Source organism: Buttiauxella gaviniae (assembly GCF_040786275.1).
In the GTDB taxonomy this organism is placed as follows: domain Bacteria; phylum Pseudomonadota; class Gammaproteobacteria; order Enterobacterales; family Enterobacteriaceae; genus Buttiauxella; species Buttiauxella gaviniae_A.
Map to the genome: position 1 here is coordinate 1,971,538 of NZ_JBFMVT010000002.1, position 14,817 is coordinate 1,986,354.

The window sequence follows — 14,817 nt, forward strand, 5'->3', positions numbered from 1 at the left end:
GGGAGCTGTCATGAAAGCATTAGCGAAATTAAAAGCAGAAGAAGGCATCTGGATGACGGATGCACCCAAGCCGGAAATGGGTCATAACGATCTGCTGATTAAAATCCGTAAAACTGCGATTTGCGGTACCGACGTGCATATTTACAACTGGGATGAATGGTCGCAAAAGACCATCCCAGTACCGATGGTGGTCGGCCACGAATATGTTGGCGAAGTCGTCGGTATTGGCCAGGAAGTAAAAGGCTTTAAAATTGGCGATCGTGTTTCTGGTGAAGGCCATATTACCTGTGGCCATTGCCGTAACTGCCGCGCGGGTCGTACCCACCTGTGCCGCAACACGACTGGTGTGGGTGTAAACCGCCCTGGTTGCTTTGCTGAATATCTGGTGCTGCCTGCCTTTAATGCTTTCAAAATTCCTGACAATATTTCCGACGACCTGGCTTCAATCTTTGACCCGTTCGGCAATGCGGTGCACACCGCGCTGTCCTTCGATTTAGTGGGTGAAGATGTGCTGGTTTCAGGCGCGGGTCCGATTGGCATTATGGCGGCGGCGGTTGCTAAACATGTTGGCGCACGTAACGTCGTGATCACCGATGTGAACGAATACCGTCTTGATCTGGCACGTAAAATGGGTGTCACCCGTGCGGTAAACGTCAGCAAAGAAAATCTGACCGACGTGATGAAAGAGCTGGGCATGACCGAAGGTTTTGATGTGGGCCTGGAAATGTCTGGCGCACCACCGGCATTCCGCACCATGCTCGATACCATGAACCACGGTGGCCGTATCGCGATGCTGGGTATTCCCCCGTCAGATATGTCTATCGACTGGACAAAAGTCATCTTCAAGGGCTTGTTCATCAAAGGGATTTACGGCCGTGAAATGTTCGAAACCTGGTACAAAATGGCTGCGTTGATTCAATCTGGCCTGGATTTGTCGCCGATTATCACGCACCGTTTTGATATTGATGATTTCCAGAAAGGCTTTGATGCGATGCGTTCAGGCCAATCAGGTAAAGTCATTCTTAGCTGGGATTAACTCTGCTACGACGTTTAAAAAAGGCCGGGAAACCGGCCTTTTTCATCTCTTTATTCGCTTGCTGTTTGCTTTTCAGCATCCGTCAGGTATCGCACTTTACGGGTGTAATCTTGCCCTTTAAACAGCAACTCACTATCCGGTGAGGCAAGATACTTCTGCCACTCTGAAAGCGGGAAACCGCCGTGTGCGCCGATAACTTCTTTTGGAATGATCGACGGTGTGCCGCCGATGCGTTTCGATACCGGCCAGTTCACCCAATCACCTAAATTCACGGTTTTGAAATCCAGCAAATCAAGAAGGGCGGCCAGCGGCAGCTGATCCGTAGGCGGCTGTGAATCGTCCATCAATTCCCAGGTATCCTGGAAGAGTGCCAGCCAGAGCGGGCACAGGCGATGCCATGTGCTGCGTGTTGCAGCAAGAAATGCGCTGTTTACATGATCCTGAAGAGTAGGGCGAATAAGCCCCTGATAATAGGCCGGCGCTTTCCCTTCTGGCGCATTAGCCAGTTTGGCGACCATTTTTCCCTGGCGGAAACTGGAATAAAGCGTGTTCTCTTCGACCATAAGCTGCGGCATCTGCAACAGATTCAGGTCGGAATCAATGATGAGCGCCCCTTCTGTCCTGGCATGCAAAGGAGCCTGAATCTTGATCAGACGGCTACGATAAATTTGCTTAAAACGGTAGTTATCATCTCTTTCCGGAACATTCAGCGTAACTACGCGGGTTTTGCCCGGTAAGTCAGCAAAAGCACTGGCCGGTTGATCGGAGACGATGACTATCTCTTCGAGTTGAGGCGCGAATCGGTTAGCAAAGACAGCAGAAAGCGTGCCTTCTTCAATAAAATCTTTGCCAACGCAGGGGATAACAACAGAAGTCACAGGAACTGCGTTAGCTCCGCTAGCAGCCTGCGCCAAGGGAATATTGTGTCGCGCCGTGATATGGCGATATTTTGCATTCAGAAATTTAAACATTTTCATTCCGAGTTGGTTTTACTGCGCCAAGTACGGCTTCGACACCGGCAACATAGTGTTCGATAGCATAATTATCAATCACGTGCTGGTAAGCACGCTGTGTGATGACATCACGTAATGCGCCATCTTGCCATACTTGCTGAAGATGTGAGGCTAGCGCAACCGTGTCGCCGTAAGGATAAAGCAGGCCGGTGCGCCCTGAGTCGATGAGTTCCGCTGTACCCGTCACACTTGAACCGATAACAATCGTCTTGAGGAGCATGGACTCAAGAACGACTCTCGGTAATCCTTCACTTTTAGACGCAAGGATAAAGGCATCAAACGCGGCAAGATAATCCAGGGGATTATTACGAAAACCGGTAAAGATAACCCGATCGGCAAATCCATAATCAGCGGCCTGGCGTTTTAATTTTTCATGCTCCGCCCCTTCGCCAACCAGAACAAATTTCCATTTTGCATCGGGGTGATGCTGCTGAAAATGATGCAGCGCCTCTATAGTATGGTGACAGGATTTTCTTGGAATTAACGATCCAATACTACCAAACAGGAATGTGCTGTCATCAACTCCGAGCGACTGGCGTATTGCCTGGCCGGATGGCAACGGCTGATGAATATCAATGGCATTAGAGACGGTAGTGCAGAGTGATTTTTTCACGCCGTGGTTAAGCAGTACGCTTTCCACACCGTGAGAGACAGCGATGACAGCATTACCTACGCGATTTACGATTTGTGTGATCGCCGGGCTCATAACAGGTTCAATACGGCAGTGTTGTACGACTGCAACATCAAGAGATTCCGCAGCCAGATAACCTTCCAGATTAGAACCTGGCTGGTTATTCATATACAGAATATCGTAACCACCCTGACGCAGGCGTTCACGTATAGCCATGGCGTTTGGTTTGATGCGCCATTGGGCATCAATAGACGCGGTTATCTTTTTACGCCCTGACTTGCTGAAAAACAAAAATGCCCGGGCCACTTCCTTGCTGATTTTCGCCCAGCCGGGTTGTTTACGTTGTGGGATGAAAATGACAGGAATGTGAATGCTATTGAGCACGTTCTCAATGGTTTCACCTTCACCGCGCGCATAGTTGTAATAAAAGCAGCACGTGATATCAAACCATTGGCGGTCAATACGTTTGAGCAGTTCCAACATGCTGTTGGTACCTCCTCCCCACTCTTTACCGTTATCCAGTAAGAGAATTTTATGCCGCTGTTGCGTCATCGTAGACCGGCTCCTGTCGCATTATTCAACGCGGCATTATAGATGTTCTGAACAGTGATAACTAACGGTTTTGTCGTCTATTGCGAAGGGGTTTCAAAAATCATTTTAAATATATGAGTACGGATACGGACACCACGCTTTTATTTTTATCTCTTTTCACAGTATATAATTTCTCTTTTATAACTCACTTGCCGCCATGTTTAAAATATCAGTTTGTCTACTTACTTATAATTCTGAGCGATTGCTACATGAGGTTTTAACGCCATTATTAAAAGTTGCCGATGAGTTTATCATTGTCGATTCAGGGAGTGTCGATAACACTATTAATATTTGTCGAAATTATCAAATCGAACCAATATATCATTCATTCAAATCACACGGTCAACAGATGAATGTCGCTATCGATCTCGCACACAATGACTGGGTGCTATGTATGGACAGCGATGAGATTTTAGATGAAGAAACCGTCGCGTTTATTCTGGCTTTGAAGGCAGGTGAGGATCCGGGATGTGAGCGCGCATGGCGCTTATCTCGCTACTGGTTTGTTCTGGGGGAGCAGGTGAGAACCATCTATCCTGTTTCGTCGCCGGATTTCCCTGTCAGATTATTCCATCGTAAACAAACCCGTTTTAACGATCGCCCGGTGGACGATCAAGCCGTTGGTCATGGATACAGTTCAATTATTCCTGGATTTGTTCGACATGATACATTCTATAACCTTCATGAAGTGTTTAATAAACTTAATAGCTATACCACCCGTCTTGTTCTAAATAAGCCAATAAAAGCTTCTCTATTACGGGGCTTCGTTAGTGCAATAGGGGCTTTTTTCAAATGGTATTTATTTAGCGGAGCGTGGAGAAAAGGACGAGTGGGATTAGTGACAGGTTTATATGCTACGTTCTATAGCTTTCTTAAATATTTCAAAGCCTGGTATTTGAAAGGGAAATTAAACAACAAAATGCGCAAAGAAAGTCATTCGAAGACTTCCTCTGCGCGTTTGGAGCGTCAGGACTGAGGTGCGGCGGTATTTTTCCAGCCCTGCCATTGATGCTGCATATATTGCAATAGTTGGCTTTGGCTGATGCTTTCACTCAACACGGTAAAGAACGCTGTTGCGTAGACCGGTTGCAATGGCTGCTTAGGTTTGCACAGGCTCACGCCCTTAAATGGATTACGCGGTTGTTCAACCGGCTTTCCCGGCACCACTGGACGTGTGTTATTTGGCCTTGAGGTATCGACTTGTGGCTCATTAAGCAAACTGCTTGGGCGCACCAGAGTAATATCCGAAGGCAAGTTGTACACCATTTGTTGCAGCACGCGCACAGTGGTTGGATGCGGATGACCGATGGCAATAGCTGAACCATTTCGGCGTGCCAACTCAACGGCACGATTAAACTGGAAACGGATATCGGCTTCGTTTTGCGTATCGTCGAGGAACACTTTACGTTTGATCACTTTGACGTTGGTTCCGGCAGCCGCACGCATCGACTGACTGTTCCCGATGGTCATACTATCAAGAAAATAGAGATTATATTGCCCAAGCGACTGCATAACTTTTTGCATGCCAAACAGGCTGGATGTCATCGCGCTACCCATGTGGTTATTCAGCCCAACCGCATAAGGAACCTTGTTTACCGCATCGCGAATAATGCGTTCTATTTCGCCGCTGCTCATTTCCGGACGCAGCGTGTCTTTTTCCAGCGGTTGTTTGCTCAGCGGAGCCATCGGCAAGTGGATAAGCACTTCATGCCCGGCATTGTGTGCTTTGGTTGCCATTTCACGCGCATGGGGTGCGTTAGGTAGAACCGCTACAGAAATATTAGAAGGCAGGGCGATTACCTGATTTTCCTGGGAGGGGCGATAACCGAAGTCATCTATGACAATCGCCAGTTTTCCAGCGTAAACAGGCGTTATCAGCATGAGTGTGCTGATAACGGAGAAAAACACACGACGGAATTGAAGCAAAACTTATCTTCCCAACCACGGTTGTGGATTGACTGCCTGGCCCTGGCGGCGAATTTCAAAATAAAGTGACGGGCGGCCCTGACCACCACTGTTGCCCACCAGTGCAATTGCCTGGCCGGCGCGAACTTGTGTTCCAACATTAACCAGCGCGCTTTGGTTGTAACCGTACAAACTCATATCGCCCTTGCCGTGTTCAACCACAACCACCAGGCCGTAACCTTGCAACCAATCGGCGAGAATGACGCGGCCATCTGCAATAGCTTTAACTTCAGTACCTTCGCCGGCGGCGATAACAATCCCTTTCCAACGTAGCTCACCCTGGAGCTGTTCGCCATAGCGATGCAAGATTGAACCGCGTACCGGCCAGAATGCTTGCCCGCGTGGTGAGCCGAGACCACCCGTGCGTGACATCAGTGAGCGTTCGCTTTCTGTCGGTTTGTAGGTACTGCCTTTGCTGGTTGCTTCTTGTTGGCGGGCGCGAACTTTTTCTGCTTCACGCGCTTCTTTATCGGCACGTGCTTTGGCGGCCGCTTCTGCTCGGGCAAGCTGATCGCGCAGACGTGATTCGTTCTGGCGCATCTCGCTGAGCTTTTGCTGATCCTGCTGCAAAGAAGATTCAAGAGTGGACAGCGTTTTCTTACGTTCGTTACGCGCACTTTCAAGCTTAGTTTGCTGGGCCTGTTGCTCGTAAAGTAGCGTTTGTTGTTCGGACTGCTTGGACTCGAGGCTCTCTTTTTGCTCCGCAACTTCCGCTTTAGTTTGTTTTAACTGTTCGATAGTTTCCTGACGCGCGGCGTTCAGATAGCCAAAGTAAGCCTGCAGGCGTTGCCCGCGCTGGCTCTCTTCACCGCTTAATATCAGTTGAATCCCAGTATGTTGACCCTGGCGGAAAGAGGCGTCGAGTTGAGCGGCCAGATTGCGTTCCTGCGATGCCTGCTGTTGTTGCAGTTTCGCGAGGGAAGCATTCATAGCGTCAATTTGTTTGTTGAGTTCGGCAAGCGTGTTTTGCGTTTCGCGCAGCTTGCGGCTGGCTTCAGCAATGACTTTTTCTTGTGCCTGGAGTTGAGCGAGTAAGGTCGCTCGCTGCTGCTGCTGCTGACGGACCGCTCGCTCTTTCGTTGCAATATCCTGTTGGATAGATTTCAACGCAGCGCGATCGTCGGCATGGCTGATCAAAGGGCATAACAATACGCCAGCGCTTAACACGCTGGCGTAAATCATAGGCCTGACTGAAAACGGTTTCGATTTCACGGCCCATGTTATTGAAAAAATCGCCTTTCCCCTCATGGGGAGGGATTATTCCACGATGAACAGCGGCTTGCCAGTCATCTCTTGCGGGATTTCCATCCCCATCAGGCTCAACATGGTCGGCGCGATATCAGAAAGCTTGCCGCCTTCTACCGCTTTCACGCCACGGGAGCCCACATAAATCAGTGGAACAGGCAGGCTGGTGTGCGCGGTGTGCGCCTGGCCAGTTGCCGGATCGGCCATTTGTTCTGCGTTGCCGTGGTCAGCGGTGATAAGCAGTTGCCCGCCAATATTTTCAACCGCAGAAACAACCTGAGCGATGCAGCCGTCCAGTGCTTCAACCGCAGCGACAGCCGCTTCGTAAACACCGGTATGCCCAACCATGTCACCGTTTGGATAGTTACAAATGATGGTGTCATATTTGCCGCTGTTGATGGCTGCAAGCAGTTTTTCGGTCAGTTCTACAGAACTCATTTCTGGCTGCAGATCGTAAGTGGCCACTTTCGGAGAGTTAATCAGAATGCGGTCTTCACCAGCAAATGGCTCTTCAACACCGCCGTTGTAGAAGAAGGTTACGTGCGCATATTTTTCAGTTTCGGAGATGCGTAACTGAGTTTTATCGTGCTTCGCCATCCACTCACCGAAGGTGTTGGTCAGCGATGCTGGTGGATATGCGCATGCGGCTTTGATGTCTGCTGCGTATTCAGTCAGCATCACGAAATCGCCGAAGTTAACCACTTTCTTACGCGCAAAACCGTCGAAGTCGGCGTTAACAAAAGTACGGGTAATTTGACGCGCACGGTCAGCACGGAAGTTCATGAAGATAAGCGCATCGCCGTCGTTCATGACCGCATCTGCTTCGCCTTCAGCGCGAATAACCGTTGGTTTAACGAATTCATCGTTTTCATCGCGAGCATAGGCTGCTTCCAGACCCGCAACGGCAGTTTCAGCCTGGAACTCGCCTTTAGCTTGAGTCAGCAGGTCGTAAGCCAGTTCTACGCGATCCCAACGGTTGTCGCGGTCCATAGCGTAGTAACGGCCAATCAGGGAAGCCACACGGCCTTTGCCCAGTGCGGCAAATTTGTCGGCAAATTTTTCCAGAGAGGATTTTGCGCTGCGTGGTGGAGTATCACGGCCATCCAGGAATGCATGCAGGTAGATGGCTTCTGCGCCACGTTCTGCTGCCAGTTCTATCATCGCCAGAATGTGTTCTTCATGGCTGTGAACGCCACCGGCTGATGCCAGACCCATGATGTGCACGGCTTTGCCCGCAGCAACCGCTTTATCTACCGCAGCAGTCAACGTTGGGTTAGCGAAGAAAGTACGTTCTTTAATTTCAACGTCCAGACGAGTCAGATCCTGATAAACAACACGGCCAGCGCCGAGGTTTACGTGACCTACTTCGGAGTTACCCATTTGGCCATCTGGCAGACCGACTTCCAGGCCGGATGCGTTGATTAAAGTGTGCGGACGCTGCGCCCACAGGCTATCCATAACCGGGGTTTTAGCATTCAGGATAGCGTTATCCTGCTGCTCTTCGCGGTGGCCATAGCCATCCAGAATCACCAGAACCATAGGTTTTTTAGTAACTGACATTGCGACAACCTCTAAGTCAAAGACAAAATTTGCGTAATTTTACTACAGGCCACGGGGTAAATAGCCGCAGAAGATCAAAGAAAGGGGTTGGATTGTGATCGGTTTTACACCGTTAAGGTAATTTTTTTCGTAACACTCCGCAGAATCTACATTACCTCGCGCTGACTGGCTGTATTTGGCACAACGCAAATGTATACTCCTCACCTGTTTTTTCATATTACTCAGTCGGGAGTTACACCCCCCATGCAAGAAATTATGCAATTCGTTGGTCGCCATCCCATACTTAGTTTGGCGTGGGTTGCCTTACTGGCCGCTGTACTTTTCATGACCTTTAAAGGTTTAACCTCTAAAGTTAAAGTCATCACTCGCGGCGAAGCGACACGTCTTATCAATAAAGAAGATGCCGTTGTCGTTGACGTGCGTTCACGCGATGACTTCCGTAAAGGCCATATTGCTAACTCATTGAATGTGTTGCCAGCTGATATTAAAAATGGCAATTTCGGTGAGTTAGAAAAACATAAAGCACAACCTGTGATCGTAGTTTGTGGCAATGGTGTTTCTTCTCAAGACTCAGCAGCGCTGCTGACAAAAGCAGGTTTCGAAAAAGTAACCTTGCTGAAGGAAGGGATTGCCGGCTGGAGTGGCGAAAACCTGCCGTTGGTTCGCGGTAAATAAATCGATAAGCACATTGGGGAAGACCATGGCGAATATTGAAATCTACACAAAAGCAACCTGTCCGTTTTGCCACCGTGCAAAAGACCTGCTGCAAAGCAAAGGGGTCACGTTTCAGGAGTTGGCGATTGACGGTGATGCCGTTAAGCGTGAAGAGATGATTAAACGCAGTGGGCGAACCACCGTGCCGCAGATTTTTATTGACGCACAGCACATTGGTGGTTGCGATGACTTGTATGCACTCGACGCTCGTGGTGGACTCGATCCCCTGCTGCGCTAGTGCAGTTCTATTGTCGCTTACTGCCGTTTAAGGACGTAATAATTTTTTAAGGGTTTTATAATGTCAGAACAAAACAACACAGAAATGGCTTTCCAGATTCAGCGTGTCTACACCAAGGACATCTCTTTCGAAGCGCCAAACGCACCGCACGTATTCCAGAAAGACTGGCAGCCAGAAGTTAAACTGGATCTTGATACGGCTTCCAGCCAACTGGCTGATGACGTTTATGAAGTTGTGTTGCGCGTAACGGTAACCGCAACACTGGGCGAAGACACTGCATTCCTGTGTGAAGTTCAGCAGGCGGGTATCTTCTCCATCGGTGGGATCGAAGGTCCGCAGATGGCACATTGCCTGGGTGCGTACTGCCCGAACATTCTGTTCCCTTATGCACGTGAAGCAATCACTAGCCTGGTTTCTCGTGGTACCTTCCCGCAGCTGAACCTTGCACCGGTTAACTTCGATGCGCTGTTCATGAGCTATCTGCAACAGCAAAATGGCGAAGGTGCTGAAAACCATCAGGATGCCTGATGAACAGCTTTAATGCTTCAATGACTGTGATCGGTGCCGGCTCGTACGGCACCGCTCTTGCCATCACCCTGGCGCGTAATGGCCACCACGTTGTACTGTGGGGCCATGACCCTAAACACCTTGCTGTATTGCAAGCCGATCGCTGTAATACCGCATTTCTTCCTGACGTTCCTTTTCCTGACACTCTTCACCTCGAAAGCGATTTAGCGAAAGCGTTGGCTGCCAGCCGCAATATTCTGGTCGTGGTGCCTAGCCACGTCTTCGGTGAAGTGCTGCGCCAAATCAAACCGTTAATGCGCAAAGACGCTCGTATCGTCTGGGCGACAAAAGGTTTAGAGGCTGAAACCGGACGTTTGCTGCAAGACGTTGCTCGAGAAGCGTTAGGTGATGAAATTCCCCTGGCGGTAATTTCCGGTCCAACGTTTGCCAAAGAGTTGGCTGCGGGTTTGCCTACGGCAATCGCACTGGCGGCTACCGATGAAACCTTCGCGCAGGATCTCCAGCAATTGCTGCACTGCGGCAAAAGTTTCCGTGTTTATAGCAATCCAGATTTTATCGGCGTGCAATTAGGTGGTGCGGTGAAAAACGTGATTGCGATTGGTGCGGGGATGTCTGACGGCATTGGCTTTGGCGCAAATGCGCGTACGGCGTTGATCACCCGTGGCCTCGCGGAAATGACCCGCCTTGGCACCGCTTTGGGTGCCGATCCTGAAACCTTTATGGGAATGGCAGGCTTAGGCGATCTGGTGCTGACGTGTACTGATAACCAGTCACGCAACCGCCGTTTCGGTATGGCGCTGGGGCAGGGTGCAGACGTTGATTCAGCCCAGCAGAAAATCGGTCAGGTGGTTGAAGGCTACCGCAATACGAAAGAAGTGCGGGAGCTGGCAGCGCGTTTTGGCGTTGAAATGCCAATAACCGAGGAAATTTATCAAGTATTATATTGTGGAAAAAACGCTCGAGAGGCAGCATTAACGTTGCTTGGTCGAACACGCAAGGATGAACGGAGCGGCAGCTAATACCCGTCATACTTCAAGTTGTGGGGGGCTACACTTACCCACAACTCGAATTATTTTGGGTATCGTTACGGATGATGGAACGACAAAACCGCGATAACTGAAGCGTTCCGGTACCTGGTGCCGGGCGCTGTTTTTCTGTCTGGAGAGAGCAATGTCGTCTGAAGAACTGGATCTGGTGTGGAACAACATTAAAGCCGAAGCACGAGCGCTTGCCGATTGTGAACCAATGTTGGCCAGTTTTTATCACGCAACTCTCCTCAAGCATGAAAACCTGGGTAGCGCGTTGAGTTATATGCTCGCCAACAAGCTTGCCTCCCCGATTATGCCCGCTATCGCGATTCGTGAAGTTGTCGAAGAAGCTTATGCAGCAGAACCACAAATGATTGCCTCCGCCGCCTGTGATATCCAGGCTGTGCGCACGCGTGACCCGGCAGTCGATAAATATTCAACTCCACTGTTATATCTGAAAGGCTTTCATGCGCTGCAATCCTACCGAATCGGCCACTGGCTATGGAAAGAGGGCCGCCGGGCATTAGCCATTTTCCTGCAAAATCAGGTTTCTGTGTCATTTCAGGTCGATATCCATCCGGCCGCTAAAATTGGCTGTGGGATCATGCTCGATCACGCCACCGGCATTGTGATCGGTGAAACGGCTATCGTAGAAAATGACGTATCGATTTTGCAGTCGGTCACGTTGGGCGGTACCGGTAAAACCAGCGGCGATCGTCATCCTAAAATTCGTGAAGGCGTGATGATTGGTGCTGGGGCAAAAATACTTGGCAATATTGAAGTTGGGTGCGGGGCGAAAATTGGTGCAGGCTCGGTCGTGTTACAGCCAGTGCCGCCTCATACTACGGCGGCAGGCGTTCCGGCGCGGATTGTTGGCAGGCCTGAAAGCGATAAGCCTGCCATCGATATGGATCAGCACTTTAACGGTGCGAACAACGGCTTTGAGTACGGCGACGGAATCTAACTTCTCAGAACGGCGCCGGGATATCCAAGCTGGCGCCACGCTTCATACACCACTACCGACACCGCGTTCGATAAATTCATACTGCGGCTGTCCGGCATCATCGGAATGCGGATTTTCTGCTCAGCAGGCAAAGCATCCAGAATAGTTGCAGGCAGGCCGCGTGTTTCCGGGCCAAACACCAAATAATCCCCATCCTGATAACTTACGGCGCTATGGGCTGGCGTTCCCTTAGTGGTGAGGGCGAACAGGCGCTGCGGGTTTTCTGCTTCCACAAAAGCGGCGTAGTCTTTATGGCGGTTAACGGCGGCGAACTCATGATAATCCAGCCCCGCGCGGCGCAGGCGCTTATCATCCCATCCAAAACCCGTTGGTTCGATAATATGTAATCGGAAGCCAGTGTTGGCGCATAGACGGATGATATTCCCGGTATTCGGTGGGATTTCAGGTTCAAACAACACGATATTCAGCATACGGCCCCCATAAGACAAGGCGCGCAGAATATCAATTTATCGTCAGAAGGAAAACAGGCCCCGAAGGGCCTGTTCTTTGCGATGAAAAATTAGCGATGGTAGAGTGGTAGCCAAAGCACCAGCCGCAAGCCACCTAATGGACTGTCATCGGCTTTCACCCAGCCACGATGCTGTTGGACGGCAGTTTCTACAATGGCTAACCCCAAGCCAGTCCCACCAGATTCACGATCGCGAGCTTCATCTGTACGGTAGAACGGACGGAATATTTGCTCACGATCTTCCGGGCTTACGCCTGAACCATCATCATCAACCGTGATAGTAATCCCTTGATTATCAACGGAGAAGTTAACGGCAATTTTCGTATGCGAATAACGTAGTGCGTTACGGACAATGTTTTCTAGCGCACTTTCCAGCGAGTTAGGGTTGCCATACATCAGCCAGGGACCAGGCGGATAAGTTACCTCCAGCGATTTGCCCATTTGCTCTGCTTCAAAGGCTGCGTTATCCAACACTTCGGACCAGATTTGGTTGGCCTTCATCGTCTCGCTCGCCAGGGCGTTTTTCTGCTGATTGCGCGACATAACCAACAGATCGTTGATCATCCCATCGAGGCGTTGCGCTTCAGTTTCGATGCGCTCCAGCTCTTTGCTTTCACCGGTTTTACGACGTAATAGCGCTGTGCCTAATTGTAAACGGGTTAGCGGTGTACGCAGTTCGTGAGAAATATCAGACAGCAGCCTTTGCTGCGTAGTCATCATCCTTTCCAGCGCGGTAATCATCTGGTTAAAACTGGCTCCGGCTGCCAGAAACTCTTGCGGTCCGGATTCAAGTTCAGGATGTTGACGCAAGTTACCCTGGGCGACTTCATCGGCGGCGTTTTTCAACTTACGCGCAGGTTTTGCCAGGCTCCACGCCAGCCATAACAGCAGCGGGGAACTCACCAGCATGGTGACAATAAGCAATAATAAAGGTCTATCAAACAGCAGGTTTATAAAATCAGATTGGGAATTGCTTGCAGGGCGAATCTGGTAGAGCTGGTAGTTATCTTCACCATCACGTACCGAGAATGGCCCGACCAATTCTACACGGCCATACTTTTTCTTCTGCGGATGATCGGCGTTATCGGACTGGCCGATAAAGTTACGAATGATCTGCATTTCATTACGCTGGGCGCCAATCACTCGCCCTTCGCTGGTCACCAGTAACAAACGCTGTCCCGGAGGTGCCCATTTATCAATGGCCCGGAACAGGCGGCGCCACCACATCAGGTCGTTGGGTGGATCGTTTTCAAGTTCCGCTTCGACATGCTGTTCAATCATGATGCCTTGACGTTGCTCATTCTCCATCAGCTCGGTCATCTGACGCGAATCCAGTTTAGGCAGCATCAGCACTAGCATTAGCACTAACGCAAGCGTCAACCAGAAGATGGCAAAAATACGCGCGGTAAGGCTACTTATCATGAAGCAGACACCATCAAATAGCCGCGGCCACGTAAAGTTTTAAACCACGGATGACCATCTTTGCGATCCGGTAACTTACGACGCAAATTGGAAATATGCATGTCGATTGCGCGGTCGAAAGGTGTCAGGCGTTTACCCAAAACTTCCTGGCTCAGGTGTTCACGCGAAACCACCTGGCCGAGATGCTGTGCCAGCAAATAAAGCAGGGTGAATTCGGTGCCGGTCAAATCCAGAGCTTGCCCGTCAAAGCTCGCTTCCTGGCGGCCAGGATTAAGACTTAGACCGTCAACTTCGACCGTTGGCGAGCCGCTGTCACTGTTTTGCTGCTGCTCACTCCAGTGTGAACGACGCAAAATGGCGCGTATGCGGGCCACCAGCTCACGATCGTTGAATGGCTTAGGCAGATAGTCATCTGCACCCAGTTCAAGGCCGAGAACGCGATCCAGTTCACTTCCCCGAGCGGTAAGCATAATCACCGGGGTCTGGTGTGATTGACGCAACTCTTTCAGCGTATCAATGCCGTTTTTCTTTGGCATCATCACGTCGAGCAATAAAAGGTCAATGGTGTCATCAAGAAGTTCCAACGCTTGTTCACCGTCGTGGGCAACAATTACGTTAAAGCCTTCCATGTCGAGCAGTTCCTTTAACAGGGAAGTAAGCTCTCGGTCATCATCAACTAGCAGAATTTTATTCATTGTTAAATTACCTCCGAGGCAGAAATTACGTCATCAAGGCGCGCTAATCTATGACTTTACGTTGTTTTACACCCCCTGACGCTAGTTTGCAGCGGGAATCGTAGACTGAATCTCGTTGAATCGCAGCACAGATGATTTCAGGAGCAAGTGATGCGCAATGTTACCGCTGCCGTCATGGCCTCTACATTGACTCTGATAACGCTGACCAGTCAGGCCAGAGATTTACCGGCTAGCGATAACTGGTACCAGGGCGGTGAAGGTTTAGTTAAGCGTAATAACCTTCAGAGCCATATGTTCGAAGGGATAAACCTTACCGAACAACAGCGCCAGCAAATGCGCGATCTTATGCAACGGGCACGGCATGATAGCCCACCCGTGAATGTAAGCGAAATGGAGACCATGCATAATCTGGTCACCGCAGAAAATTTTGATGAAACGGCAGTGCGTGCCCAGGCTGAAAAAATGGCACAAGAACAAGTGGCTCGCCAGGTAGAAATGGCGAAAGTGCGCAATCAAATGTACCGCTTGTTAAGTCCTGAACAGCAGGCCGTTTTGAATGACAAACACCAACAGCGCATGAATCAATTTCGTGAACTGGCGGATCTGCAACAGATGTCTTCGTTGCAGGCACTGAGTAGTAGCAGTAAGCGTAGTAACCAGTAACAAACCCTGTTTTCCT

General features: G+C 50.0%; 16 protein-coding genes. 8 read left to right on the forward strand and 8 right to left on the reverse strand.

Going from position 1 to position 14,817, the window contains the following annotated elements; all coding sequences use genetic code 11:
* Positions 1 to 10 precede the first annotated feature (10 nt).
* Positions 11 to 1,036: an L-threonine 3-dehydrogenase gene (gene tdh, locus AB1E22_RS09825; protein ID WP_367595163.1), complete on the forward strand. Its 1,026-nt coding sequence runs from the start codon at positions 11 to 13 to the stop codon at positions 1,034 to 1,036.
* Between the two features lie 50 nt (positions 1,037 to 1,086).
* On the opposite strand, the gene AB1E22_RS09830 is transcribed toward tdh, so the two are convergent.
* On the reverse strand, positions 1,087 to 2,007 hold the full coding sequence (locus tag AB1E22_RS09830) for a hypothetical protein (protein ID WP_367595164.1): 921 nt from the start codon (positions 2,005 to 2,007) through the stop codon (positions 1,087 to 1,089).
* The gene (locus tag AB1E22_RS09835; RefSeq protein ID WP_367595165.1) at positions 2,000 to 3,232 is read right to left on the reverse strand and encodes a glycosyltransferase; all 1,233 of its coding nucleotides are present in this window, start codon (positions 3,230 to 3,232) and stop codon (positions 2,000 to 2,002) included. Before AB1E22_RS09835 ends, AB1E22_RS09830 begins: the two co-directional genes overlap by 8 nt.
* A 196-nt stretch (positions 3,233 to 3,428) precedes the next feature.
* Between AB1E22_RS09835 and AB1E22_RS09840 the strand changes: the two genes are divergently transcribed.
* Positions 3,429 to 4,247, forward strand: a complete 819-nt coding sequence (locus AB1E22_RS09840; RefSeq protein ID WP_367595166.1) for a glycosyltransferase family 2 protein — start codon at positions 3,429 to 3,431, stop codon at positions 4,245 to 4,247.
* On the opposite strand, the gene AB1E22_RS09845 is transcribed toward AB1E22_RS09840, so the two are convergent.
* From AB1E22_RS09845 to gpmM, 3 genes are read right to left on the reverse strand one after another with little or no spacing between them, the layout of a single operon-like run.
* Positions 4,238 to 5,197 carry a divergent polysaccharide deacetylase family protein gene (locus AB1E22_RS09845; protein ID WP_437178380.1) on the reverse strand — a complete coding sequence of 320 codons (960 nt, stop codon included), beginning with the start codon at positions 5,195 to 5,197 and terminating at the stop codon, positions 4,238 to 4,240. The two genes, AB1E22_RS09840 and AB1E22_RS09845, sit on opposite strands and share 10 nt — an antisense overlap.
* 3 nt (positions 5,198 to 5,200) lie before the next feature.
* Positions 5,201 to 6,484: a murein hydrolase activator EnvC gene (envC, locus tag AB1E22_RS09850; protein ID WP_367595168.1), complete on the reverse strand. Its 1,284-nt coding sequence runs from the start codon at positions 6,482 to 6,484 to the stop codon at positions 5,201 to 5,203.
* 9 nt (positions 6,485 to 6,493) lie between these two features.
* Positions 6,494 to 8,041, reverse strand: coding sequence for a 2,3-bisphosphoglycerate-independent phosphoglycerate mutase (gpmM, locus tag AB1E22_RS09855; protein ID WP_367595169.1), 1,548 nt, complete (start codon positions 8,039 to 8,041; stop codon positions 6,494 to 6,496).
* Between the two features lie 243 nt (positions 8,042 to 8,284).
* Between gpmM and AB1E22_RS09860 the strand changes: the two genes are divergently transcribed.
* The 5 genes from AB1E22_RS09860 (at position 8,285) to cysE (ending at position 11,513) form a co-directional block, all read left to right on the forward strand.
* Complete coding sequence (locus AB1E22_RS09860; RefSeq protein WP_367595170.1) at positions 8,285 to 8,716, forward strand: rhodanese-like domain-containing protein; 432 nt, start codon at positions 8,285 to 8,287, stop codon at positions 8,714 to 8,716.
* Between the two features lie 25 nt (positions 8,717 to 8,741).
* Positions 8,742 to 8,993: a glutaredoxin 3 gene (grxC, locus tag AB1E22_RS09865; RefSeq protein WP_124022207.1), complete on the forward strand. Its 252-nt coding sequence runs from the start codon at positions 8,742 to 8,744 to the stop codon at positions 8,991 to 8,993.
* A 60-nt stretch (positions 8,994 to 9,053) separates the two neighbouring features.
* Entirely contained in the window at positions 9,054 to 9,521 is a 468-nt protein-coding gene (gene secB / locus AB1E22_RS09870; protein ID WP_139881178.1) for a protein-export chaperone SecB, read from the forward strand.
* A complete protein-coding gene (gene gpsA / locus AB1E22_RS09875) occupies positions 9,521 to 10,540 on the forward strand; it encodes an NAD(P)H-dependent glycerol-3-phosphate dehydrogenase (protein WP_367595171.1) in 1,020 nt (339 codons plus the stop codon). The genes secB and gpsA overlap by 1 nt, the downstream gene beginning before the upstream one ends.
* Before the next feature lie 151 nt (positions 10,541 to 10,691).
* Complete coding sequence (gene cysE / locus AB1E22_RS09880; RefSeq protein WP_367595172.1) at positions 10,692 to 11,513, forward strand: serine O-acetyltransferase; 822 nt, start codon at positions 10,692 to 10,694, stop codon at positions 11,511 to 11,513.
* Here the strand turns inward: cysE and trmL are convergent.
* From trmL to cpxR, 3 genes are all read right to left on the reverse strand, one after another.
* Positions 11,510 to 11,983 (reverse strand): tRNA (uridine(34)/cytosine(34)/5-carboxymethylaminomethyluridine(34)-2'-O)-methyltransferase TrmL, encoded by a 474-nt coding sequence (gene trmL / locus AB1E22_RS09885; protein WP_367595173.1) that lies wholly within the window; start codon positions 11,981 to 11,983, stop codon positions 11,510 to 11,512. The genes cysE and trmL overlap by 4 nt on opposite strands.
* Positions 11,984 to 12,072: 89 nt before the next feature.
* Complete coding sequence (gene cpxA / locus AB1E22_RS09890; protein WP_367595174.1) at positions 12,073 to 13,443, reverse strand: envelope stress sensor histidine kinase CpxA; 1,371 nt, start codon at positions 13,441 to 13,443, stop codon at positions 12,073 to 12,075.
* Positions 13,440 to 14,138: an envelope stress response regulator transcription factor CpxR gene (cpxR, locus tag AB1E22_RS09895; protein ID WP_034461436.1), complete on the reverse strand. Its 699-nt coding sequence runs from the start codon at positions 14,136 to 14,138 to the stop codon at positions 13,440 to 13,442. The genes cpxA and cpxR overlap by 4 nt, the downstream gene beginning before the upstream one ends.
* Before the next feature lie 150 nt (positions 14,139 to 14,288).
* Between cpxR and cpxP the strand changes: the two genes are divergently transcribed.
* The gene (cpxP, locus tag AB1E22_RS09900; protein ID WP_367595175.1) at positions 14,289 to 14,801 is read left to right on the forward strand and encodes a cell-envelope stress modulator CpxP; all 513 of its coding nucleotides are present in this window, start codon (positions 14,289 to 14,291) and stop codon (positions 14,799 to 14,801) included.
* Positions 14,802 to 14,817: the final 16 nt, after the last annotated feature.

Coding starts and splice junctions, on each gene's coding strand:
- tdh (WP_367595163.1), top strand. CDS start 11: ATGAAAGCATTAGCGAAATTAAAAGCAGAAGAAGGCATCTGGATGACG.
- AB1E22_RS09830 (WP_367595164.1), bottom strand. CDS start 2,007: ATGTTTAAATTTCTGAATGCAAAATATCGCCATATCACGGCGCGACAC.
- AB1E22_RS09835 (WP_367595165.1), bottom strand. CDS start 3,232: ATGACGCAACAGCGGCATAAAATTCTCTTACTGGATAACGGTAAAGAG.
- AB1E22_RS09840 (WP_367595166.1), top strand. CDS start 3,429: ATGTTTAAAATATCAGTTTGTCTACTTACTTATAATTCTGAGCGATTG.
- envC (WP_367595168.1), bottom strand. CDS start 6,484: ATGAGGGGAAAGGCGATTTTTTCAATAACATGGGCCGTGAAATCGAAA.
- gpmM (WP_367595169.1), bottom strand. CDS start 8,041: ATGTCAGTTACTAAAAAACCTATGGTTCTGGTGATTCTGGATGGCTAT.
- AB1E22_RS09860 (WP_367595170.1), top strand. CDS start 8,285: ATGCAAGAAATTATGCAATTCGTTGGTCGCCATCCCATACTTAGTTTG.
- grxC (WP_124022207.1), top strand. CDS start 8,742: ATGGCGAATATTGAAATCTACACAAAAGCAACCTGTCCGTTTTGCCAC.
- secB (WP_139881178.1), top strand. CDS start 9,054: ATGTCAGAACAAAACAACACAGAAATGGCTTTCCAGATTCAGCGTGTC.
- gpsA (WP_367595171.1), top strand. CDS start 9,521: ATGAACAGCTTTAATGCTTCAATGACTGTGATCGGTGCCGGCTCGTAC.
- cysE (WP_367595172.1), top strand. CDS start 10,692: ATGTCGTCTGAAGAACTGGATCTGGTGTGGAACAACATTAAAGCCGAA.
- trmL (WP_367595173.1), bottom strand. CDS start 11,983: ATGCTGAATATCGTGTTGTTTGAACCTGAAATCCCACCGAATACCGGG.
- cpxA (WP_367595174.1), bottom strand. CDS start 13,443: ATGATAAGTAGCCTTACCGCGCGTATTTTTGCCATCTTCTGGTTGACG.
- cpxR (WP_034461436.1), bottom strand. CDS start 14,138: ATGAATAAAATTCTGCTAGTTGATGATGACCGAGAGCTTACTTCCCTG.
- cpxP (WP_367595175.1), top strand. CDS start 14,289: ATGCGCAATGTTACCGCTGCCGTCATGGCCTCTACATTGACTCTGATA.